We start from the raw sequence: 20,748 nt of genomic DNA on the forward strand, positions 1-20,748 counted from the left end.
GAAGATCAAAAGATCGCAGCCTTCGGCAGCTCCTACATGGGATCAGCGTTTTCCTGTAGGAGTTGCCGAAGGCTGCGATCTTTTTCGTTAACCTTAAGTTACAAAACCTCCCGCCGATTTGAGCTATACAGAGACAGCGCCCCATAGTGGCTATCTGCTGTCGCTGCGCGCCTGCCAATAAAAATAAGAAATCAAAAGGGAGACTTCACAGTGAAGAGCTTGCTCTATCCCGCTGTCGCGCTGATGAACCGCCTGAGCTTTGGCATGAAGTTCAGCCTGATCAGCGTGCTGTTCCTGGTGCCGATGCTGCTGACCAACTTCTATCTGGTGCGCGATTCCTATCGCGAGTTCCAGGGCACCCAGGTCGAATTGCACAGCCTCGACCTACTGGGCAGCAGCCTGACCCTTCGGCGGGATCTGGAAACCTTGAACAACCTGGTGCAGATCAACGTCACCCTCGGCCAGTCCGGCAAGGCCGGAGATGTGGAGTCGAAGATCACGGCGCTGGAACAAAGCATTCTGACTCGCTTGCAGGGTCTGGCGGCCATGTCCACTGACCCGGAACAGATCAAAGTCGTCGATGGCAAGCGCGATGAAATGATCGCCGCGTTCAAGGCCCAGCAAGCGGAAAATTCCCTGCAAAGTAAAAGTGCGCTGATTGGCAAGTTGCTCGGCAATGCGCAGGTTTTCAGCCAGATCATCGCCAGCCAGGCCGGCTTGAGTCGTGACACCCAGAGCGACATGCGCCAGCTCAGTGAACTCATTACCAGCGTCACCCCGCCGGTGACCCAGATTCTGGGTGAAGGCCGGGCCATGGGCTCATTTTCGCTGGGGCAGGGCTTTCTCAATTCGGCGTCGAGCACCCGTTTCGACGAGTTGCTGGCGCAGATCGAAAAGCTTCAAGCCGAATACGGGTTGAAGTTGCACGACGCGTTGGGTGCAAGCCAGGCGGCGCACGACACCCTGGCCGTTCAGGGCGAGAGCAGCAAGGCCTCCCTGAAAAAGGCCGGCGAGCTGTTCGAAACCCAGGTGGTTGTGGCCGACACGCTCGATGCACCGTGGCAGGGGTTTTACGATCAGGTCACCGGCCTGATGGACCAGACGTACCAGCTCAATGAGGCCACCCTGAAGTTTCTCGGCACCCAGTTGCAGCAGCGGCTGGAGCAGAATCGCACTCACATGGTCTTGCAGGCCGTAGCGCTGTCGGTGGTGTTTGTGTTGATCTTTTACCTCTACGGCGGCTTCTACGCCTCGACCCGCACCACCCTCAAGCGCCTGGGCGCGGTGATGGATAAAGTCGCAGCCGGCGACATGACCGTGACGTTCAGCGCCAACAGTCGCGATGAGTTGGGCGAGTTGGGCGAGGTGTTCAACGGGACGGTGAAGAAAATCCACGACTTGATCGAGCGGGTCGGCCAGACCGTCAACGAAGTCGAGCGCCAGGCCGGGCAAGTGCAAAGCGTTTGCGCCCAGAGCAATCAGGCCGTGGCCGGGCAGCGGACGCAAATCGAACAGGTCGCCACCGCCATGAACCAGATGTCAGCCACCTCCCTGGAGGTGGCACGCAGCGCGGCGGCGGCAGTCAGCAGCGCCCACAGCGTCAATGACGAGACCCTCAACGGCCGCGCTCTGGTGGAGTCCCAGCAGGGCAGCATTGCGGCACTGGCCGGCGAGATCGATCAGTCAATGTTGGTAATCAATCAACTGGCCAGCGACAGCCAGTCCATCAGCCGGGTGCTGGACGTGATCAAAAGCATTGCCGAGCAGACCAACCTGCTGGCGCTGAACGCCGCCATCGAAGCGGCGCGGGCGGGGGAGCAGGGCCGTGGTTTTGCGGTGGTGGCGGATGAGGTTCGCACGTTGGCCAAGCGCACCCAGCAATCGACCGAAGAAATCGAGCAAATGATCACCAGGCTCCACGGCGGTGTCGGCGCGGCGGTGAAAGCCATGGGCGTCAGCCATCAAATGGCTAACGGCACCGTGGGGCAATCGGAAAAGGTCCAGCAAGCCCTGGAAAACATCCTCGGCGCCGTGGGCATGATCGTCGACCAGAACCAGCAGATTGCCGCCGCCGTGGAGCAGCAAACCGCCGTGGCCCACGACATAGACCAGAACATCGTCGAGATTAACCGTGCCGGCGAGCGGACCGCCGAAGGCGCGTACCAGACCGAAAATGTCAGCCGCGCATTGTCGACGCAGGTGGTGGAGTTGAAACAGTTGATCCGCGCGTTCCGGGTGTAATCAACACCACAAACCCAATGTGGGAGCGAGCCTGCTCGCGATAAGGGCATATCATTTAACAGAGAGGTTGAATGATCGATCGCCATCGCGAGCAGGCTCGCTCCCACAGGTGTTGTGTGAATCAGCGAGTTACCAGTTGAACAGCTCGCAGGCATTGGCCGTGCTGGCGGTGGCCAATTGTTCGGGACTGATCGCCATGATTTCGGCGAGTGCCGAGCAGATCGCCGGCAAGTGCGCCGGGCTGTTGCGTTGGCCGGGGAACATGACGGGCGCCATGTCTGGAGAGTCGGTTTCCAGTACCACCGAATCCAGTGGCAACTCGGCCAGCACCCGGTGCATGCGCAAGGCCTGAGGCCAGGTCGCGGCGCCACCCAGGCCCAGTTTGAATCCGAGTTTGATGTATTCCCGCGCCTCTTCCTTGCTGCCGGCGAAGGCGTGGATGATCCCCGCGCGTTTCAAGCGAAACCGTTTGAGCGTGGCAATCACCGCCGCATGACTGCGTCGTACATGGATCAGCGCCGGCAGATTGAAATCCACCGCCAGTTGCAGTTGCGCATCGAACAACGCCTGCTGGCGCTCGCGATCGAGGGTTTCGATGAAGTAATCCAGGCCGATCTCACCCACTGCACACACCTGCCGATGGCCGGCCAGTCGGGTCAGCCAGTCGCCGAGTGCGCTCAGGTCTTCGGGGCGATGCTGGTCCAGATACACCGGATGCAGCCCGAACGCTGCGTGCAGATCGGGATCGCTTTGCACCAATGCCCAAACGCGCGGCCAGTTGTCTTGATAAACCCCCAGCACCACCATCCGCCGCACCCCAAGGGCGCGGCTTGCGGCCAACAACGCCGTGCGATCAGCGTCGAAGTCCGGAAAATCCAGATGAGTGTGGCTGTCGATCAGCTCCACGGTTCAGTCCTGGCGAATGCGCTGCTTGAATGTCCGCGCAATGGCGAGCACGCCGGGTTGGTAGTCCGACTGTTCGATGGCGGCCAGGGCCAGTTCCAGGGCTTTATCGGCGATCAATTGATGCTGCTGGGCCATGGCGTTGACCGGCAACGGCAGGAAATCCAGCAACTGCGTGTCGCCGAACGTGCCAAGACGCAGCGGTCGGGCTTTGAGCGGGAAGTCGTGCAAGGCGTCGAACACGCCTTGAAGCAGCACATAGGACGTGGTCAACAGCGCATCCGGTAAATGCCCCAGGCGCTGGAGCAATTCTTCCATCAGTTGCTTACCGCACTCTCGGCTGAACGACTCGCCCTGCTCAATCAGGATTTCGCCTTTGAACCCGGCCAGCGCCTCTTTGAAGCCCGCCGTCCGCTCCTGGCTGATGCTCAGCTCGGGACGGGCGCCGATCAGCGCAATCTGCTTGGGCAATGGGTCGAGCAGGCTGCGGGTCAGTTGCAGGCTGGCCTCGCGGTCGTCGCTGATCACCGAGCAGAAATGCTCGGGTTCCATGACCCGGTCGATGGCGATGATTGGAATGCCTTTGGCCTGCAACTGGCGATAGCTGTCATCATCGGTCGGCAGGCAACTGGCGACGATCAAGGCGTCGCAACGCCGGGCCCGGAACAGCTTCAGCAGTTGCCGTTCGCTGTCCGGCGCATCATCGGAGCTGGCGATCAGCAACTGATAGCCGCGCGCCCGGGCGCCTTGCTCCAGGAGCTTGGCGATCCGCGCGTAACTGGGGTTTTCCAGGTCCGGCAGGATGAACCCCAAGGTGCGGGTATGCCGACTGCGCAGCCCGGCGGCCTGAGGGTTGGGTGTAAAGCCATGTTGCTCGACCACGGCACGCACGCGCTCGACGGTAGCGCTGCTGATGCGTTGCTGTGCGGCCTTGCCATTAATGACATAACTGGCGGTGGTAACGGACACACCGGCCAACTGTGCGATATCACTGAGTTTCAACTCGGGATTTCCTTGTTTTTTCGAGCTTGCCCCGACATTTTCGCCAATCCTACCCGATTCAGGCAGACGACTATTGTCGCAACGCATCCGACAAGTTGGACTTCAAGGATGAGCCATTATCGAGTAACGTGCCAAACATTCTAGATTAAACGTTTCAGCAAGCGTATTTTCTACGTTATAGGCTCCTTTGGCCGGTTCTGCCGCGAAACCGCCAAAAGTGATGACTAACAGCCTAAGCTGAATCATTCAAAACAATACCTGGCGTCATCAGGCGCCAAAAAGGAGAAAGCATGCTCGAGCTCACCATAGAGCAGATATCCATGGGCCAGTCGGCTGTGGATAAGTCAGCCGCGTTGCACCTGCTGGCCCAGCATCTGGTCGCCGATGGCCTGGTCGCCGAGGGTTATCTCTCCGGTTTGCAGGCGCGTGAAGCCCAGGGCTCGACCTTTCTCGGCCAAGGTATTGCCATCCCCCACGGTACTCCGCAAACCCGCGATCAGGTGTTTTCCACTGGCGTGCGGCTGATGCAGTTTCCTGAAGGCGTGGACTGGGGCGATGGCCACATTGTCTACCTGGCGATCGGCATCGCCGCCAAATCCGATGAGCACCTGCGCCTGCTGCAACTGCTGACCCGCGCCCTCGGCGAAACCGATCTGGGCCAGGCCCTGCGTCGCGCCAGTTCCGCCGAAGCGCTGCTGAAACTGCTGCAAGGCGCGCCGCAAGAATTGGCGCTGGACGCCCAGATGATCGGCCTCGGTGTGTCCGCCGATGACTTCGAAGAACTGGTCTGGCGCGGTGCGCGTTTGCTGCGCCAGGCCGATTGCGTGAGCAACGGTTTCTCCGCCGTGCTGCAACAAGTCGAAGCGCTGCCCCTGGGCGATGGCCTGTGGTGGCTGCACAGCGAGCAAACCGTGAAACGTCCGGGGCTGGCCTTCGTCACGCCGGACAAACCGATGCGTTACCTCGGTCAGCCGTTGAGCGGTCTGTTCTGCCTGGCCAGCCTCGGCGAAGCGCATCAGGCCTTGCTCGAACGCCTGTGTGCATTACTGATTGAAGGTCGCGGTCACGAATTGGGCCGCGCCACCAGCAGCCGTAAAGTCCTCGAAGTGCTGGGCGGTGAGGTGCCGGCCGACTGGCCGAGCGCGCGCATTGCCCTGGCCAACGCCCACGGTTTGCATGCGCGCCCGGCGAAGATCCTCGCGCAACTGGCGAAAAGTTTTGAAGGCGAGATTCGCGTGCGCATCGTCGATGGCCAGGACAGCGCCGTGTCGGTAAAGAGCTTGAGCAAGCTGCTCAGCCTTGGCGCCCGGCGCGCTCAGGTGCTGGAATTTATCGCCGAGCCGAGCATCGCCGCCGATGCCTTGCCGGCGTTGCTGGCAGCTATCGAAGAAGGCCTCGGTGAAGAAGTCGAGCCGTTGCCAGCTGTCAGTCAGCAGCGCGAAGTGTTTGCCGATGTCGCCGAAGTGTTGCTCGCGCCAACGTCAGGCAGCCTGATCCAGGCCATTGCCGCTGCGCCGGGCATCGCCATCGGCCCGGCGCACATTCAAGTGCTGCAAGCCATCGATTATCCGCTGCGCGGCGAGTCCGCCGCGGTCGAACGCGAGCGTCTCAAGCAAGCGTTGTCCGATGTCCGTCGCGACATCGAAGGCTTGATCGAACGCAGCAAATCCAAAGCCATTCGCGAGATTTTCATCACCCACCAGGAGATGCTCGACGACCCGGAATTGACCGATGAAGTCGACACCCGTCTCAAGCAAGGCGAAAGCGCTGAAGCTGCGTGGATGGCGGTGATCGAAGCCGCCGCCAAACAGCAGGAATCGCTGCAGGACGCCTTGCTCGCCGAACGCGCTGCTGACTTGCGCGACATCGGTCGCCGGGTGCTGTCGCAACTGTGTGGCATCGAAACCCCGAGCGAGCCCGAGCAGCCGTACATTCTGGTAATGGACGAAGTCGGCCCGTCCGACGTCGCCCGTCTCGATCCGGCACGGGTCGCCGGTATTCTGACCGCCCGTGGCGGCGCCACTGCCCATAGCGCCATCGTCGCCCGGGCCTTGGGGATTCCGGCCCTGGTCGGCGCCGGTGCCGCCGTGTTGCTGCTGGCACCGGGCACGCCGTTGCTGATTGATGGCCAACGCGGTCGCCTGCATGTCGACGCTGATGCCGCAACCTTGCAGCGCGCCACCGAAGAACGCGACACCCGCGAGCAACGATTAAAAGCGGCGGCCGAACAACGCCATCAACCGGCGCTGACCACCGACGGCCACGCGGTCGAAGTGTTCGCCAACATCGGCGAAAGCGCTGGCGTCACCAGTGCGGTGGAGCAGGGCGCCGAAGGCATTGGCCTGCTGCGCACCGAACTGATTTTCATGGCCCATTCGCAGGCACCGGACGAAGCCACCCAGGAAGTCGAATACCGTCGTGTCCTCGATGGCCTCGCCGGTCGTCCGTTGGTGGTTCGCACCCTCGATGTCGGCGGCGACAAACCACTGCCGTATTGGCCGATCGCCAAGGAAGAGAACCCGTTCCTTGGCGTGCGCGGTATTCGCCTGACCCTGCAACGTCCGCACATCATGGAAGCGCAATTGCGCGCCTTGCTGCGTGCGGCGGACAACCGTCCATTGCGGATCATGTTCCCGATGGTCGGCAGCGTTGATGAGTGGCGTCAGGCCCGGGATATGACCGAGCGCCTGCGCCTGGAAATCCCGGTGGCAGACCTGCAACTGGGGATCATGATTGAAGTGCCGTCGGCGGCATTGCTGGCGCCGGTTCTTGCTAAAGAAGTCGACTTCTTCAGCGTCGGCACCAACGACCTGACCCAATACACGCTGGCCATCGACCGGGGTCACCCGACCTTGTCGGCCCAGGCCGACGGCTTGCACCCGGCGGTGCTGCAACTGATCGACATCACCGTGCGCGCGGCCCATGCCCATGGCAAATGGGTCGGCGTGTGCGGCGAACTGGCGGCCGATCCGCTGGCGGTACCGGTGCTGGTCGGCCTCGGTGTGGACGAGCTCAGCGTGTCCGGGCGCAGCATCGCTGAGGTCAAGGCACGCATCCGCGAACTCAGCCTGGCCCAGTCTCAAATTCTTGCTCAACAGGCCCTGGCCGTGGGCAGCGCCAATGAAGTGCGCGCATTAGTGGAGGCCCTGTAATGGCCAGGATTTTAACCCTGACCCTCAACCCGGCGCTGGACCTGACCGTCCAGTTGCCACGGTTGGAGTCCGGTCAGGTCAACCGCAGCGACGAGATGCACACCCACGCCGCCGGCAAAGGCGTGAACGTGGCCCAGGTGCTGGCCGATCTCGGGCATCAACTGACGGTCAGCGGGTTTCTCGGTGAAGACAATCTTCAGGCATTTGAAACCCTGTTCGCCAGGCGCGGTTTTCTCGACGCGTTCATTCGTGTGCCGGGGGAGACCCGCAGCAATATCAAACTGGCGGAAAGCGACGGGCGCATCACCGATATTAACGGCCCCGGCCCGCAGGTCAGTGACGCCGCGCAGCAGGCGCTGCTGGATCGACTGGATCAGATCGCGCCGGGGCATGATGCCGTTGTCGTCGCCGGCAGCCTGCCGCGAGGCGTCAGCCCGCAATGGTTGCAGGCGTTGATCGCGCGCTTGAAAAACCTCGGTTTGAAGGTGGTGCTGGACACCAGTGGCGAAGCCTTGCGTGCAGGGCTGGCGGCAGGTCCATGGCTGATCAAACCCAACACCGAAGAGCTTGCCGATGCGCTCGGTTGTGAGGTGGTGTCGGTTTCGGCACAAGCCGAAGCCGCGAGCCACTTGCACGCTCAAGGCATCGAGCACGTGGTGATTTCCCACGGCGCCGATGGGGTGAACTGGTTCAGTGTCGGCGCGGCAATGCATGCCACGCCGCCCAAGGTCAGTGTGGCCAGCACGGTCGGTGCCGGCGATTCGTTGCTGGCCGGCATGCTTCACGGTTTGCTCAGCGCCGACACGCCTGAACAGACCCTGCGCACCGCCACGGCGATTGCCGCGATGGCCGTCACGCAGATCGGTTTCGGCATCAGTGATGCCGCGCAATTGGCGCAGCTCGAACAGGGCGTGCGCGTGCGCCTCCTGACAGAACAATAAGAGGGGTTGTCATGAAGTTAGCCATTGTTACGGCCTGCCCGAACGGCATGGTCACCAGTGTGCTGTGCGCGCGGCTGCTCGACGCCGCCGCCCAGCGTCAGGGCTGGAGCACTTGCGTCGAAGTGAACGACGCGGCACATCCGGAGCGCCAGTTGTCGGCGGCCACCCTTGAGTCCGCCGAGTGGGTGCTGCTGGTGACCAGCGCACCTGTGGACATGACCCGATTCGTCGGCAAACGCGTATACCGCAGCACCCCGGCCCAGGCCCTGCAAGACGTTGAAGCCGTGCTGCGTCGTGGCGCGCAAGAGGCCGAGATTTACGTTGCCGCCCAAGCCGTCGCCGAACCTGCCGTGGCCGCCAAAAACGCACCGCGTCTGGTCGCGATCACGGCGTGCCCGACCGGCGTTGCCCACACCTTCATGGCCGCCGAAGCCTTGCAGCAGGCGGCCAAGCGCCTGGGCTACGACTTGCAAGTGGAAACCCAGGGCTCGGTCGGCGCGCGCAATCCGCTGAGCGCCGCCGCGATTGCCGATGCTGACGTGGTGCTGCTGGCCTGCGATATCGAAGTCGCCACGGAGCGTTTCGCCGGCAAGAAGATTTATCGTTGTGGCACTGGCATTGCGTTGAAACAAGCCGAAGCCACGCTCAACAAAGCACTGGCTGAAGGCTCGCAGGAAACCGCTGCCACCGGCGCCAAAGCCCCGGCCAGGCAAGAGAAGACCGGCGTCTACAAACACCTGCTGACCGGCGTGTCGTTCATGCTGCCAATGGTGGTGGCGGGCGGGTTGATGATCGCGCTGTCGTTTGTGTTCGGCATCACCGCGTTCAAGGAACCGGGCACGCTGGCGGCCGCGCTGATGCAGATCGGTGGCGAAACCGCGTTCAAGCTTATGGTGCCGCTGCTGGCGGGGTACATCGCTTATTCCATCGCTGACCGTCCGGGTCTGGCGCCGGGGATGATTGGCGGCTTGCTTGCGAGTACGTTGGGCGCCGGTTTTATCGGCGGGATCCTTGCCGGTTTTATCGCCGGTTACGCGGCCCAGGCGATCAATCGTTATGCGCGTTTGCCGCAGAGCCTTGAAGCGCTGAAACCGATCCTGATCATCCCGTTGCTGGCGAGTCTGTTCACCGGGTTGGTGATGATCTACGTGGTCGGCAAACCGGTCGCGGGCATGCTCGAAGCGCTGACGCACTTTCTCGACAGCATGGGCACCACCAACGCGATTCTGCTCGGTGTGTTGCTCGGCGGCATGATGTGCGTCGACCTCGGCGGGCCGATCAACAAGGCCGCTTATGCGTTCTCGGTCGGGCTGTTGGCGTCGCAGAGTTATGCACCGATGGCCGCCACCATGGCCGCCGGCATGGTGCCGCCGATTGGTCTTGGCATCGCGACGTTTATTGCCCGACGCAAGTTCGCCCAGACCGAGCGCGAGGCCGGTAAAGCGGCGTTGGTGTTGGGGCTGTGCTTTATCTCCGAAGGCGCGATCCCGTTCGCGGCCAAAGACCCGTTGCGGGTGATTCCGGCGAGCATTGCCGGTGGCGCGCTGACCGGTGCGTTGTCGATGTATTTCGGCTGCAAACTGATGGCGCCGCACGGTGGGTTGTTCGTGCTGATGATCCCGAATGCGATCAACCATGCGCTGCTGTATTTGCTGGCGATTGTGGCGGGGAGTCTGTTGACGGCAGTGGCGTATGCACTGCTCAAGCGGCCGGAAGTGGTGGAGTTGGCTTTGGAACCCGCCAAGGCATAGATCAAACGATCGCAGCCTTCGGCAGCTCCTACAGGGTGTTCGCATTCTGCCTGTGTAGGAGCTGCCGAAGGCTGCGATCTTTTTGTGTCATCCTCGTTTCACACGGACGTGCTTAAGTTCTCCTTTTACAGGGAGAGCACCATGAGCGAATTCAACCTCGGTCGCCGGCGTGTCATGCAAGCGGTCGGCGCCGGTCTGTTGCTGCCCGGCCTGGCTCCGGCAGTCATCGCCTCGGTCCAGGATCGGCCGCAACTCACCGACGGCGTGCAGTCCGGCGACCTGCTGGGCGACCGGGCGATGGTCTGGAGCCGCAGCGATCGTCCGGCGCGGATGGTGGTGGAATGGGACACCCGCAGCCTGTTCACCAACCCGCGTCGTTTCGTTTCGCCCTTGGCGGATTCGCGCACGGACTTCACCGCCCGGGTCGAACTCACCGGCCTGCCTGCCGATCAGGCGATTTTCTACCGTGTGCACTTCGAAGACGCTCAGAACGGCACAAGCAGTGAACCCTGGTTCGGCCACTTGCGCAGCGTGCCTGCGGCCCGTCGGGACATTCGTTTTGTCTGGAGCGGTGACACCGTCGGCCAGGGCTTCGGCATCAACCCGGACATCGGCGGCATACGTATCTACGAAGCCATGCGCCTGCGCCTGCCGGACTTCTTTATCCACAGCGGCGACACCATCTACGCTGACGGCCCGGTGCCCGCTCAACTGACCACCGAGAGCGGTCGGGTGTGGCGCAACATCACCAGCGAAGCCAAGAGCAAAGTCGCCGAAACCCTTGATGAATATCGCGGCAATTATCGCTACAACCTGATGGACGAAAACATCCGCCGCTTCAACGCCGAGGTGCCGCAGATCTGGCAGTGGGACGACCACGAAGTGGTGAACAATTGGTCGCCGGGCAAGCAGTTGGACGAACGCTACAAGAGCAAAGATATCCACAGCCTGGTCGGCCGTGCGCGACAAGCCTGGCTTGAATATGCGCCGATGCGTTTGCAAGCCGCCGACAACGGCGGACGGATTTATCGCAAGCTCGGTTATGGGCCGATGCTTGATGTGTTCGTGCTCGACATGCGCAGTTATCGTGGGGCGAATGACGACAACCTGGGTGGGGAGAAACCGTTTCTGGGGCGCGAGCAACTGGACTGGTTGAAGGCTTCGTTGAAAGCCTCCAGTGCACAATGGAAAGTCATTGCCGCCGATATGCCGATTGGTCTCGGTGTGCCGGATGGAGAAGTCAGTCCGGGTGTGCCGCGTTGGGAAGCGGTGGCCAATGGTGACCCGGGACCGGCTCAGGGCCGCGAGCTGGAAATCGCCGAGTTGCTCGGATTTCTGCGGTCCCAGCAAGTGCGCAATTTCGTGTTCCTCACCGCGGATGTGCATTACTGCGCGGCGCATCACTATCACCCGGAGCGCGCGGCGTTTCAGGATTTCGAACCGTTTTGGGAGTTTGTCGCCGGACCGTTGAATGCCGGGAGCTTCGGGCCTAATCCGCTGGATAAAACCTTTGGGCCGCAGGTGGTTTTCGAGAAAGCCCCACCGGCACAGAACACCTCGCCATTTGCCGGGTTTCAGTTTTTTGGCGAGGTGAATATCGATGGGCAGAGCGGGGAGATGAGCGTGGTGTTGCGGGATCTGGATGGGGTGAGTGTGTTTGAGCAGAAGCTGGCGCCGGTTTGAGACTGTCAGGCATGGCGTAGATCAACTGTGGGAGCGGGCTTGCTCGCGATGACAGCTCAACATTCAACAGAGATGTTGGCTGTCAGACCGCTTTCGCGAGCAAGCTTTGCTCCTACAGGGATTGTGGGGGGCACAGGTTTTATGCCTGACGCCGAACCATTGTGGGAGCGAGCCTGCTCGCGATGACGGCTTCACATTCAATGAAGATGTTGGCTGTCAGATCGCTTTCGCGAGCAAGCCCGCTCCCACAGGGGATGTGTTGTGTCAGTAAACGTCGCGGCGGTAGCGGCCTTGTTCGATCAAGCGATCGACCTCTTCGATGCCGAGCACTTGGTTGAGCGCGTGATCCACGCCCGACGCCATGCCTTGCAAGCTGCCGCAGATGTAGATCACGGCGCCGTCGGCCAGCCATTTTTTCAGCTCGGCGGCGGATTCGCGCAGGCGATCCTGGACGTAGATTTTCTCGGCCTGATCCCGGGAAAACGCCAGGTCCAGGCGCTCCAGATCACCCTCAATCAACCAGCCCTCCAGCTCATCGCGACACAGGAAGTCGTGCTGGCGATTTCGCTCGCCAAACAACAGCCAATGCCGTTGCTGTCCGTCGGCAATCCGCGCCTTGAGCAAACTGCGCAGCCCGGCCAGGCCCGTGCCGTTGCCCAGCAGGATCATCGGCACCGGCTCGGTCGGCAGGTGGAAACCGCTGTTGCGCCGTATCCGCAAACTGATGCTGGCACCCACTGGCGCGTGTTCGGTCAGCCAGCCGGAGCCGATGCCGAGGCTGCCGTCGGGGTGCTGTTCCTGGCGCACGATCAGTTCCAGCACGCCGTCGGCGGCAATCGAGGCAATCGAGTATTCACGCATGGCCAACGGCACCAGCGCCTGCACCAATGCCTGGGCGTGCAGACCCACCAGATGCGCCCGGTTTTCGGCCAGTTGTCGACTGGCGAGGGCTTGATCCAGCGGTTGCGAGAGACCATCGAGTTCAACGCTGGCCCGACCGTCAATCCCCAAGCCATCGAGAAAATGCTCAATCGCCCACGGGCAATTGCGCGGCATGACTTCCACCAGGTCACCGGCCAGCCAACTGCTGGTGCTTGGGGCAATAAGACCCACCAGGTACACCGGCGAACCGCAGCTGTCCGGGTTGAGCAGTTCGCGACGGGCCAGCGTCCAGTTGTCGTAGCTGGGCGCTTGCCAGGTGTCCACCGGCGCCTGTCCGGTCAGCAGGCCAAGTTGCTGTTGCCAGTGACGCAAGGCGTAGGGGTCGCCGCTGTCGACTTCCACCGGGGCAAACAGCGTCTTGCCGCCGTGTTCGCCGAGCCAGGCGTGCAAGCGGCGGGCGAAGCCGCAGAAGTGTTGATATTGCCGATCACCGAGACCAAGCACCGCGTAGTTCAAACTCTCCAGGCTCAACGCCCGGCCCAGCACCTTGCGTTCGAAACCACGGGCGCTGTCCGGCGCTTCGCCGTCGCCGAAGGTGCTGACCACAAACAGCGCATTGCTCGAATCACACAGATCCTGTTCGCTGACATTCGCCAGCGGCTGCACCTTCACCGGCAACCCGGCGGCCTGCAATTGCCCGGCGGTCTGCCAGGCCAGTTGCTCGGCAAAGCCGCTCTGGCTGGCGAAGCCGATCAGCCACGCGGGTGCGTCGCCGCCCGGTTGCACCAGGCCTTTACGCGCGTCCTTGATCTGGCGTTTCTTGCGCCGACGATCCAGGTACAGCAACCAGCCCGTGACGAAAAACAGTGGCATGGTCAGCGCGCTGAGCGTCAGGATGATCCGCCCGATGATGCCGAAGTAACTGCCGGTGTGCAGCGCGTAGAGGCTGGTCAGTAATTGCGCCTTGAGGCTCTTGTCGCTGTAGCGATCATGGCGTTTGACGATACCGGTCGCTGGATCAAGAGTGATCTGGTTCAGCGCGCGGTCATGGGGCGAGGTGTTCAGCAGGTAGAACACCGTGGCCGGCTGGCCAGCCACCGGCGGCATGCGGATGTTGTAGGCGCACAGGTGTGGGCCGGCGGCGCTGTAGATGCTGCTCCACATCGCAGCGTAATCGGCAGTCGGCGCCGGACCGCTCGGTGCCGGCCCGCGGTTGCGAACCCGTTCGTTTTGCGGCGCATCCGACAGCAGTTTGGTCAGGCCCTGGTTGTACCACTCGTAAGACCAGGACAACCCGGTCAGCGCGGCCAACAGGTAAAACATCAGGCACCAGGTCCCGGCTACCGAGTGCAAATCCCAGTTGAAGCTGCGGCCCTTTTTCTTCCAGTCCAGGGTCAGCCAGGCACGCCAGTTTTTCCATTGGCGCGGCCAGCGCAGGTACAGGCCGGAGAGGCAGAAGAACACCAGGATCAACGTGCACGCACCAGTGATCTGCCGCCCGGTATCGCCCATCGCGAGGAAGCGGTGCAATTGCAGCATCAGGGCGAAGAAGTCCTGGCCGGTGGCGTCGCCCATGAACTCGGCGGTGTACGGGTCGAAGTAACGCATCTCGCCGCGGCGCTCGCCCGGCGGCGGGGTGTAGATCACCCGCGCGGCGTTGCCGCTGTCGGTCTCGACCCAGAGCATCGAGACTTTCTTGCCGGACGCGGCTTCGATCCGTTCAACCAGTTCGACGGGCGGCAGGACGCCGGCAACCTGCTTCTTGACCTGCAGCACAGAAGGATTCAAGGCCCGCAGGATTTCATCCTGAAACGACACGGTTGCCCCGGTGATGCCCATCAAGGCCAGGATCAGCCCGGCGCTGATGCCAAAAAACCAGTGCAACTGGAACAGGGTTTTCTTCAACACGTCGCTCGCCTTGTTCGTTCGAAAATAATCATCACGGCGCGCATTATGCCGTGGGTTGTCGAGAAACATTCTTTATTACGCACAAAAGCCCCGTTCACCTGGATGAACGGGGCTTCAGCCCGATGGCAACGTAGGCGCTGGCGAAGCCTGCGATCTTTTGACTTTTGGCGATTTCAGTACCGCCAAAATCAACATCAAAAGATCGCAGCCTTCGGCAGCTCCTACAGTGATTGGGTTAGAAGTGGAAGTTCGCGCTCAGCAGCGCGGTACGACCCGCCGCCACGTGGGCGTAATGTGTCTGGAATACCTGGTCGAAGTAACGCTTGTCGGTCAGGTTCTGCACGTTGAGTTGCAGGTCGACGTTCTTGGTCAGGGCGTAGCTGGCCATTGCGTCGTAACGCCAGTAGGACGGGATCTCCACCGAGTTGGCGACGTTGCCGAACTGCGAGTCGACGAAGGTCGCGCCGCCGCCAACGGTCAACTTTTCCGGGATCAGGTCGTAAGTCGACCACAGGGTGAAGTTGTTCCGTGGAGTGCTTGGCATATGGTTGCCTTTGTCGGCCGCGAGGGTGGTCTTGACCACTTCGCTTTCCATGTAGGTGTAGCCGCCGAAGACTTTCCAGTTACGGGTCAGTTTGCCGGTGTAGGTCAGTTCCAGGCCGTTGACGGTTTGCTCGCCGTCCAGCACTTGGGTGGTGGCGCCGTCCGGATCGTCGATACGGGCGTTGGTTTTCTCGGTGCGGAACAGTGCGGCGGTCAGCGACAGGTCGTCACCGAAGAAGTCCCACTTGGTGCCGACTTCGTAGTTGCGGTTCTTTTCCGGCTCCAGGTCGCTGTTGTTCGCCGCCAGTTCCAGGCTGCCGTTACCGCTGGTTTCACCGGCCGGGTTGCTGGAGGTGGAGTAGGCCGCGTACACGCTGCCGTTAGGCAACGGGTTGTAGACCACGCCGATCTGGTAGTTCAGCAGGTCGCTGGTGTTCTCCGGGAGAAACTGCCCGCTGGCGTGGTACGGCCCGCATTGGCGTAGCCGCTGGATTCGGTCTGGTAGTTGTCGTAACGCAGCCCCAGGTTCAGGGACCATTGTTCGTTGAACTTCAGGGTGTCGAACACATAAGCGGCAGCCGTTTTGGTGTCGGTGTCGGTGAAGGCGTTGCTGTCGGTGATAGTGCCCGACCAGTTATCCCCAGGCGTCGGCTTGTACAGGTTGGTGCAGGCGCCGGAGTTGAACAGTGCGCGGTTGCATGTGGTGCCGCTGGCGGTCGAGGTCAGGATGTACGGGCGGTTGTGGGTGTCCTGATAAGAGAACTCCAGGCCGGTGACCAGGCTGTGTTCGATCGCGCCGGTATTGAACTTGGCGCTCAGGTCGGTCTGGTTGACCCAGCCGCTGGACGTCGAGTTACGGCTTTTCGCGCCACGGTACACACTACCGTTGGTTACGTTGCCCTTGCTGTCGTCAGGGTTGCTGACGATGTAGTCCAGGGTCGAACGGGACATGCGGAAGCTGTTGGAAACGGTCAGGCCATCATTCAGATCGTGCTCGATCTTGAGGGTGCCGCTGTCGTCGCTGGTCTCGCGATAGTCGCGACCGGTGAGGCCGTAGAAGTTGTCGCGATTGACGTTGGCCGGTTTGTCGACCTGGTACTTGCTGCGATTCGGGCTGAGGGTCAACGGGATGCCGTAGTCCGGGATATCGTTACTTTCGTTGTGGTAGTAACCGACGATCACACGGGTGTCGGTGCCCAGGCCGAAGGAGAAGGTCGGCGCCACGCCCCAGCGGCTGACCTCCACGGCATCACGGCCGGCGACGTTGGCTTCGTGCTTCATCAGGTTCAGGCGAAAGGCCGAGGTGTCGTTGATCTGCTGGTTCAGATCGAGGGTGGTGCGCTTGGTCTGGTCCGAGCCCCAGGTGAAGCCGCCGTCGTAGAAGTTGCCCAGTTTGGCGGTCTTGCTGACCAGGTTCAGGCTACCACCGGTGGAGCCGGCGCCGGTGAAGGCCGAGCCCGGGCCTTTGCTGATTTCGACCGATTCAACGTCGAAGATCTCGCGGCTTTGGGACGCGGGGTCGCGCATGCCGTCGATGAACACATCGCTTTCAGCGTTGAAGCCGCGAATGATCGGACGGTCGCCGGCCGGGTTGCCCCCTTCGCCGGCACCGAAGGTGATGCCCGGCGTGGTGCGCAAGGCGTCGACCAGACTGGTCGCGCCGGTGTCGCGGATCACTTGTTGCGGGATCACAGTGACGCTTTTTGGCGTTTCGCGAAGCGGCGCAGTGTACTTCTTGGAGGCCGAGGTATCGGTTTTGTAGGAGGTGTCTTCCTGGTCGCCAACAACGCTGGTGGCGTCGAGGGAAATCGCATTGCCCGGTGCTTTTTCGTCCGTCTTCTCGGCCGCGAAAACCATCTGGCCAGCGGAGCCGGCGGTAATTGCCATGCCAATGGCAGAGGCGAGCAAGCGCGGTGAACGGACGGGTGATTGTAGTGGTTGGCGTGACATGTGAATTCCCCTCCCCAAGGATTTGAGGCCGCGGAATATAAGGTAAACAGGTATCTGTATCAATTGCGAAACATTATTATTCGTGACAAATTTACATTCTTTACAATTTGACCTTACGGTTTTTGGTGTCTCGTTCGTCTCTGGGGTTTTACACGGGCAATAAGAATCAATACCATTGGCGCCCCTCTGTTTTCAGGTGTCGTCTCCATGTTGCTGCACATTCCCGGCGTGTTCGCGAAAGAAGAAGTGCAGCGCATCCGCGAGGCCCTGGAGCAAGCGGATTGGGCCGACGGAAAAATCACCGCCGGCTTTCAGTCGGCCAAGGCCAAGCACAACTTGCAATTGCCGGAAGGTCATCCGCTGGCCAAGGAAATCGGTGCGGCGATGCTTGAGCGGTTGTGGAAAAATCCACAGTTCATGTCAGCGGCGTTACCGAGCAAGGTCTTCCCGCCGTTGCTGAACTGTTACACGGCGGGCGGCAGTTTCGACTTCCACATCGACAATGCCGTGCGTCAGCCCAAGGGCAGCCTCGAGCGCGTGCGCACCGACCTGTCGGCGACGCTGTTCTTCAGCGAACCGGACGACTACGACGGCGGTGAACTGGAAATCCAGGACACCTTTGGCACCCAACGCGTCAAGTTGCCCGCCGGTGACATGGTCCTGTACCCCGGCAGCAGCCTGCACAAGGTCAACGCCGTCACCTGGGGGGCGCGTTATGCCTCATTCTTCTGGACACAGAGCCTGGTCCGCGAAGACAGCCAGCGCGCCTTGCTGTTCGAGATGGACGGGGCAATCCAGCAACTGACCCAGGACATGCCCGACCATCCTTCGCTGATTCGCCTCACCGGCACTTATCACAACCTGTTGCGCCGCTGGGTCGAGGTATGAGTTATCAACTGCGTCGCGAGGAAGTCCTCGACGGTGACCGGCTCAAAGCCATGCTTGAGGAAAGCCCCGCGCGGGCGGCCCAGGCGATTCTGCTCGCGGCGCGCGAAGGCGTGCTCGATGCTCAGGCGCTGCTGGGGCAGATTCTGCTGGACGGGCAGGGCATCGAGCAGGATCAGCCACTGGCAGTGCGCTGGTTCGGGATCGCCGCCCAGAGCGGACATTTGATGGCGCGCAACATGCTCGGTCGTTGTCATGAACATGGCTGGGGGTGCACCGCCGACGCCACGCTCGCCGCGAAATATTATCGTGGCGCCGCCGAGGCCGGCCTGGACTGGGCAATGTACAACTACGCCAACCTGCTGGCCACCGGGCGCGGCGTGGCAGAAGACCAGGTGCTCGCGCTGATTCTTTATCGCCGCGCCGCCGAATTGGGCCATGCGAAATCGATGAACCTGCTGGGGCGTTATCTGGAAGACGGACGGGTTTGTCAGGCGGATCCGCAGGCTGCGCGCGACTGGTATCGACGCTCGGCGCTCGGCGGGGACTTTCGTGGGCAGTTCAGTTACGCCACGGTGCTGGCGGATCAGGGCCATATCGACGACGCGCTGGATTGGTTGCGCAAGGCATTGGCCGGCGGGAATCTGAGTTTTTGCGGGTGGCGAGTCAGACCCTCCTGGGCGCAGAGCATCCACGCATTCGCGAGTTAGCGGCGCTTTATCATCGACGCTGCATTCAACTGAGCGATGAACGGAATGTAATTGGGGTTGTTGAGTCGCTTTAAATCACTATGATTGAAAACTAATCACAACTTATCAAACTGCTTCCTGGAGACGAAATCATGGCTGCGACCAAAGTACTCACTGCCCATGTACCCTTGGAGCTTGCCGATAAAGTCGACCAGATGGCTGCCAGAATGGAGCGTTCCCGGGGCTGGATCGTGAAGCAGGCGCTTGCCGACTGGGTCGATCTGGAGGAGGAGCGAAGCCGACTTACGCGCGAAGCAATGGCTGACGTTGATGCTGGGCGGGTGATCGATCATCAGTCTGTACAAGCTTGGGCAGAAAGTTTGAATACCGATACGCCGTTACCGGTTCCGCATTGATGGAGTTGAAGTGGACGAATAAGGCGTTATCGGATCTCGCGCGGCTTTTCGATTTTCTGGTCATTGCCAATCGTCTTGCAGCCGCTCGTACTGTGCAGTCTCTCACTCAAGCCCCCACGGCTTTACTCAGCAATCCGCGAATAGGAGAGAGGGTCGACGAGTTTGAACCGCGCGATGTGCGCAGACTTTTGGTCGGCCATTACGAAATGCGGTATGAGATTCAAGGCTCCACGCTCTACATTCTTCGTCTGTGGCATGTGAGAGAAGATCGATAACATCGTCCCTGCAGCTTGGAATGCCAGACACAAAAAAGCCCATGACACGTCATGGGCTTTTTGGTTTTTGCGTACTGCGCTTACACGTAAAACGATTTCAGCGGCGGGAAGCCATTGAATTCAACGGCGCTGTAGCTGGTGGTGTAGGCACCGGTCGACAACCAGTACATACGATCACCAATGGCCAGGTTCAGCGGCAAACCGTACTTGTAGTTCTCGTACATGATGTCGGCGCTGTCGCAGGTCGGGCCGGCGATGACGACTTCTTCCATCTCGCCTTTTTTCTCGGTCCAGATCGGGAACTTGATGGCTTCGTCCATGGTTTCGATCAGGCCGGAGAACTTGCCCACATCCGTGTACACCCAGCGCTCTACCGCGGTACGGGATTTACGCGCGACCAACACGACTTCGCTGACCAGGATGCCGGCGTTGGCGATCAACGAACGGCCCGGTTCCAGGATGATTTCCGGCAGGTCGTCGCCGAAATCTTCCTTGAGGAAGCGGATGATTTCTTCAGCGTAGGTTTCCAGGCTGTTGGTGCGGGTGATGTAGTTGGCCGGGAAGCCACCGCCCATGTTGATCAGCTTCAGGTGAATGCCGTCTTCTTCTTTCAGGCGTTCGAAGATCACTTTGACCTTGGCGATCGCTGCGTCCCAGACGCTGATGTCGCGTTGTTGCGAGCCGACGTGGAACGAGATGCCGTAAGGCACCAGGCCCAGGTCACGGGCGAGGATCAGCAGGTCCATGGCCATGTCGGTCTGGCAGCCGAATTTGCGCGACAAAGGCCAGTCGGCGGTGGTCGAGCCTTCGGTGAGGATGCGCACGTAGACTTTCGAACCCGGTGCCGCCTTGGCGATGTTGCGCAGGTCGGCTTCGGAGTCGGTGGCATACAGACGCACGCCCTTCTCGTAGAAGTAGCGAATGTCCTTGGATTTCTTGATGGTGTTGCCGTAGCTGATGCGATCCGGGCCAACGCCCTGGTTCATCACTTTGTCGAGCTCGTAGATCGACGCGATGTCGAAGTTCGAGCCTTTCTCTTTGAGCAGGTCGATGATTTCGACGGCCGGGTTGGCCTTGACCGCGTAGTAGACCTTGGCGAATTCGAAACCGGCGCGCAGGTCGTCATAGGCCTGGCTGATCATCGCGGTGTCGATCACCACGAACGGGGTTTCTTGTTTGTCGGCAAACGCCTTCATTTTGTTGAAGGTTTCACGCGCGAAATAGTCTTCGACGTTGATCGACATGCTTGGGACTCCTACTGGCAAACTGAGTAAATAAATGGGTGCAAATGAACGTCCTCCGTATCCCCACTTTGGTTCGCCTACTTCCCAAGGCATGTCGCCGAAAGCAAAAAGGCCATGGGAAATGCTGCTTCCCTTGGCCTTGCTGTCTCGTCGTCAGTACTTGAGCCGGATGGATCGTTTCCAGCATGGACGTTCGGCGCGAACTTTAGGGCGTGAGGGGCTTGAGATCAACAAAAAATGTCGCGTTTTTACACGCTTCCGTCGTGCGGTCCCGGACAGCTAC

At 60.9% G+C, this 20,748-nt stretch carries 12 protein-coding genes and 2 pseudogenes; 9 read left to right on the forward strand and 5 right to left on the reverse strand.

Annotation, left to right across the window (positions count from 1 at the left end):
- The first annotated feature begins 210 nt into the window (after nucleotides 1-210).
- Nucleotides 211-2,241: a methyl-accepting chemotaxis protein gene (locus tag JFV26_RS17910; RefSeq protein WP_201194356.1), complete on the forward strand. Its 2,031-nt coding sequence runs from the start codon at nucleotides 211-213 to the stop codon at nucleotides 2,239-2,241.
- Between the two features lie 129 nt (nucleotides 2,242-2,370).
- On the opposite strand, the gene JFV26_RS17915 is transcribed toward JFV26_RS17910, so the two are convergent.
- Nucleotides 2,371-3,147 carry a TatD family hydrolase gene (locus JFV26_RS17915; protein WP_201194358.1) on the reverse strand — a complete coding sequence of 259 codons (777 nt, stop codon included), beginning with the start codon at nucleotides 3,145-3,147 and terminating at the stop codon, nucleotides 2,371-2,373.
- A 3-nt stretch (nucleotides 3,148-3,150) separates the two neighbouring features.
- Entirely contained in the window at nucleotides 3,151-4,146 is a 996-nt protein-coding gene (cra, locus tag JFV26_RS17920) for a catabolite repressor/activator (protein ID WP_201194359.1), read from the reverse strand.
- A gap of 290 nt (nucleotides 4,147-4,436) precedes the next feature.
- Between cra and ptsP the strand changes: the two genes are divergently transcribed.
- The 4 genes from ptsP to JFV26_RS17940 all read left to right on the forward strand — a co-directional run bounded on the left by ptsP (nucleotide 4,437) and on the right by JFV26_RS17940 (nucleotide 11,673).
- On the forward strand, nucleotides 4,437-7,298 hold the full coding sequence (gene ptsP / locus JFV26_RS17925) for a phosphoenolpyruvate--protein phosphotransferase (protein WP_201194360.1): 2,862 nt from the start codon (nucleotides 4,437-4,439) through the stop codon (nucleotides 7,296-7,298).
- The gene (gene pfkB, locus JFV26_RS17930; protein WP_201194361.1) at nucleotides 7,298-8,239 is read left to right on the forward strand and encodes a 1-phosphofructokinase; all 942 of its coding nucleotides are present in this window, start codon (nucleotides 7,298-7,300) and stop codon (nucleotides 8,237-8,239) included. Before ptsP ends, pfkB begins: the two co-directional genes overlap by 1 nt.
- Nucleotides 8,240-8,250: 11 nt before the next feature.
- The gene (locus JFV26_RS17935) at nucleotides 8,251-9,990 is read left to right on the forward strand and encodes a PTS fructose-like transporter subunit IIB (protein WP_201194362.1); all 1,740 of its coding nucleotides are present in this window, start codon (nucleotides 8,251-8,253) and stop codon (nucleotides 9,988-9,990) included.
- Between the two features lie 141 nt (nucleotides 9,991-10,131).
- On the forward strand, nucleotides 10,132-11,673 hold the full coding sequence (locus tag JFV26_RS17940; RefSeq protein WP_201194365.1) for an alkaline phosphatase D family protein: 1,542 nt from the start codon (nucleotides 10,132-10,134) through the stop codon (nucleotides 11,671-11,673).
- Between the two features lie 264 nt (nucleotides 11,674-11,937).
- Here JFV26_RS17940 and JFV26_RS17945 read toward each other — a convergent pair whose 3' ends face one another.
- Nucleotides 11,938-14,463, reverse strand: coding sequence for a PepSY domain-containing protein (locus tag JFV26_RS17945; RefSeq protein WP_201194368.1), 2,526 nt, complete (start codon nucleotides 14,461-14,463; stop codon nucleotides 11,938-11,940).
- A 235-nt stretch (nucleotides 14,464-14,698) separates the two neighbouring features.
- Nucleotides 14,699-16,956 (reverse strand): annotated as a pseudogene (locus tag JFV26_RS17950) (TonB-dependent receptor).
- A gap of 207 nt (nucleotides 16,957-17,163) precedes the next feature.
- Here JFV26_RS17950 and JFV26_RS17955 point away from each other — a divergent pair.
- The 4 genes and pseudogenes from JFV26_RS17955 to JFV26_RS17970 all read left to right on the forward strand — a co-directional run bounded on the left by JFV26_RS17955 (nucleotide 17,164) and on the right by JFV26_RS17970 (nucleotide 19,221).
- Nucleotides 17,164-17,844: a Fe2+-dependent dioxygenase gene (locus JFV26_RS17955; protein WP_201194369.1), complete on the forward strand. Its 681-nt coding sequence runs from the start codon at nucleotides 17,164-17,166 to the stop codon at nucleotides 17,842-17,844.
- A pseudogene (locus tag JFV26_RS17960) lies at nucleotides 17,841-18,625 on the forward strand (tetratricopeptide repeat protein). Before JFV26_RS17955 ends, JFV26_RS17960 begins: the two are co-directional and overlap by 4 nt.
- A 57-nt stretch (nucleotides 18,626-18,682) precedes the next feature.
- Nucleotides 18,683-18,946, forward strand: coding sequence for a CopG family ribbon-helix-helix protein (locus JFV26_RS17965; RefSeq protein ID WP_201194370.1), 264 nt, complete (start codon nucleotides 18,683-18,685; stop codon nucleotides 18,944-18,946).
- The gene (locus JFV26_RS17970) at nucleotides 18,946-19,221 is read left to right on the forward strand and encodes a type II toxin-antitoxin system RelE/ParE family toxin (protein ID WP_201194371.1); all 276 of its coding nucleotides are present in this window, start codon (nucleotides 18,946-18,948) and stop codon (nucleotides 19,219-19,221) included. Before JFV26_RS17965 ends, JFV26_RS17970 begins: the two co-directional genes overlap by 1 nt.
- 80 nt (nucleotides 19,222-19,301) lie before the next feature.
- Here JFV26_RS17970 and JFV26_RS17975 read toward each other — a convergent pair whose 3' ends face one another.
- A complete protein-coding gene (locus JFV26_RS17975) occupies nucleotides 19,302-20,465 on the reverse strand; it encodes a type III PLP-dependent enzyme (protein ID WP_201194372.1) in 1,164 nt (387 codons plus the stop codon).
- Nucleotides 20,466-20,748: the final 283 nt, after the last annotated feature.

Origin of the sequence: Pseudomonas sp. TH31 (genome assembly GCF_016650815.1) — a bacterium.
Classification (GTDB): domain Bacteria; phylum Pseudomonadota; class Gammaproteobacteria; order Pseudomonadales; family Pseudomonadaceae; genus Aquipseudomonas.

Excerpts from the sequence above, each read along its gene's own strand:
- JFV26_RS17955 (WP_201194369.1), top strand. The coding sequence starts at position 17,164 with ATGTTGCTGCACATTCCCGGCGTGTTCGCGAAAGAAGAAGTGCAGCGC.
- pfkB (WP_201194361.1), top strand. The coding sequence starts at position 7,298 with ATGGCCAGGATTTTAACCCTGACCCTCAACCCGGCGCTGGACCTGACC.
- JFV26_RS17935 (WP_201194362.1), top strand. The coding sequence starts at position 8,251 with ATGAAGTTAGCCATTGTTACGGCCTGCCCGAACGGCATGGTCACCAGT.
- JFV26_RS17940 (WP_201194365.1), top strand. The coding sequence starts at position 10,132 with ATGAGCGAATTCAACCTCGGTCGCCGGCGTGTCATGCAAGCGGTCGGC.
- ptsP (WP_201194360.1), top strand. The coding sequence starts at position 4,437 with ATGCTCGAGCTCACCATAGAGCAGATATCCATGGGCCAGTCGGCTGTG.
- JFV26_RS17965 (WP_201194370.1), top strand. The coding sequence starts at position 18,683 with ATGGCTGCGACCAAAGTACTCACTGCCCATGTACCCTTGGAGCTTGCC.
- JFV26_RS17975 (WP_201194372.1), bottom strand. The coding sequence starts at position 20,465 with ATGTCGATCAACGTCGAAGACTATTTCGCGCGTGAAACCTTCAACAAA.
- JFV26_RS17970 (WP_201194371.1), top strand. The coding sequence starts at position 18,946 with ATGGAGTTGAAGTGGACGAATAAGGCGTTATCGGATCTCGCGCGGCTT.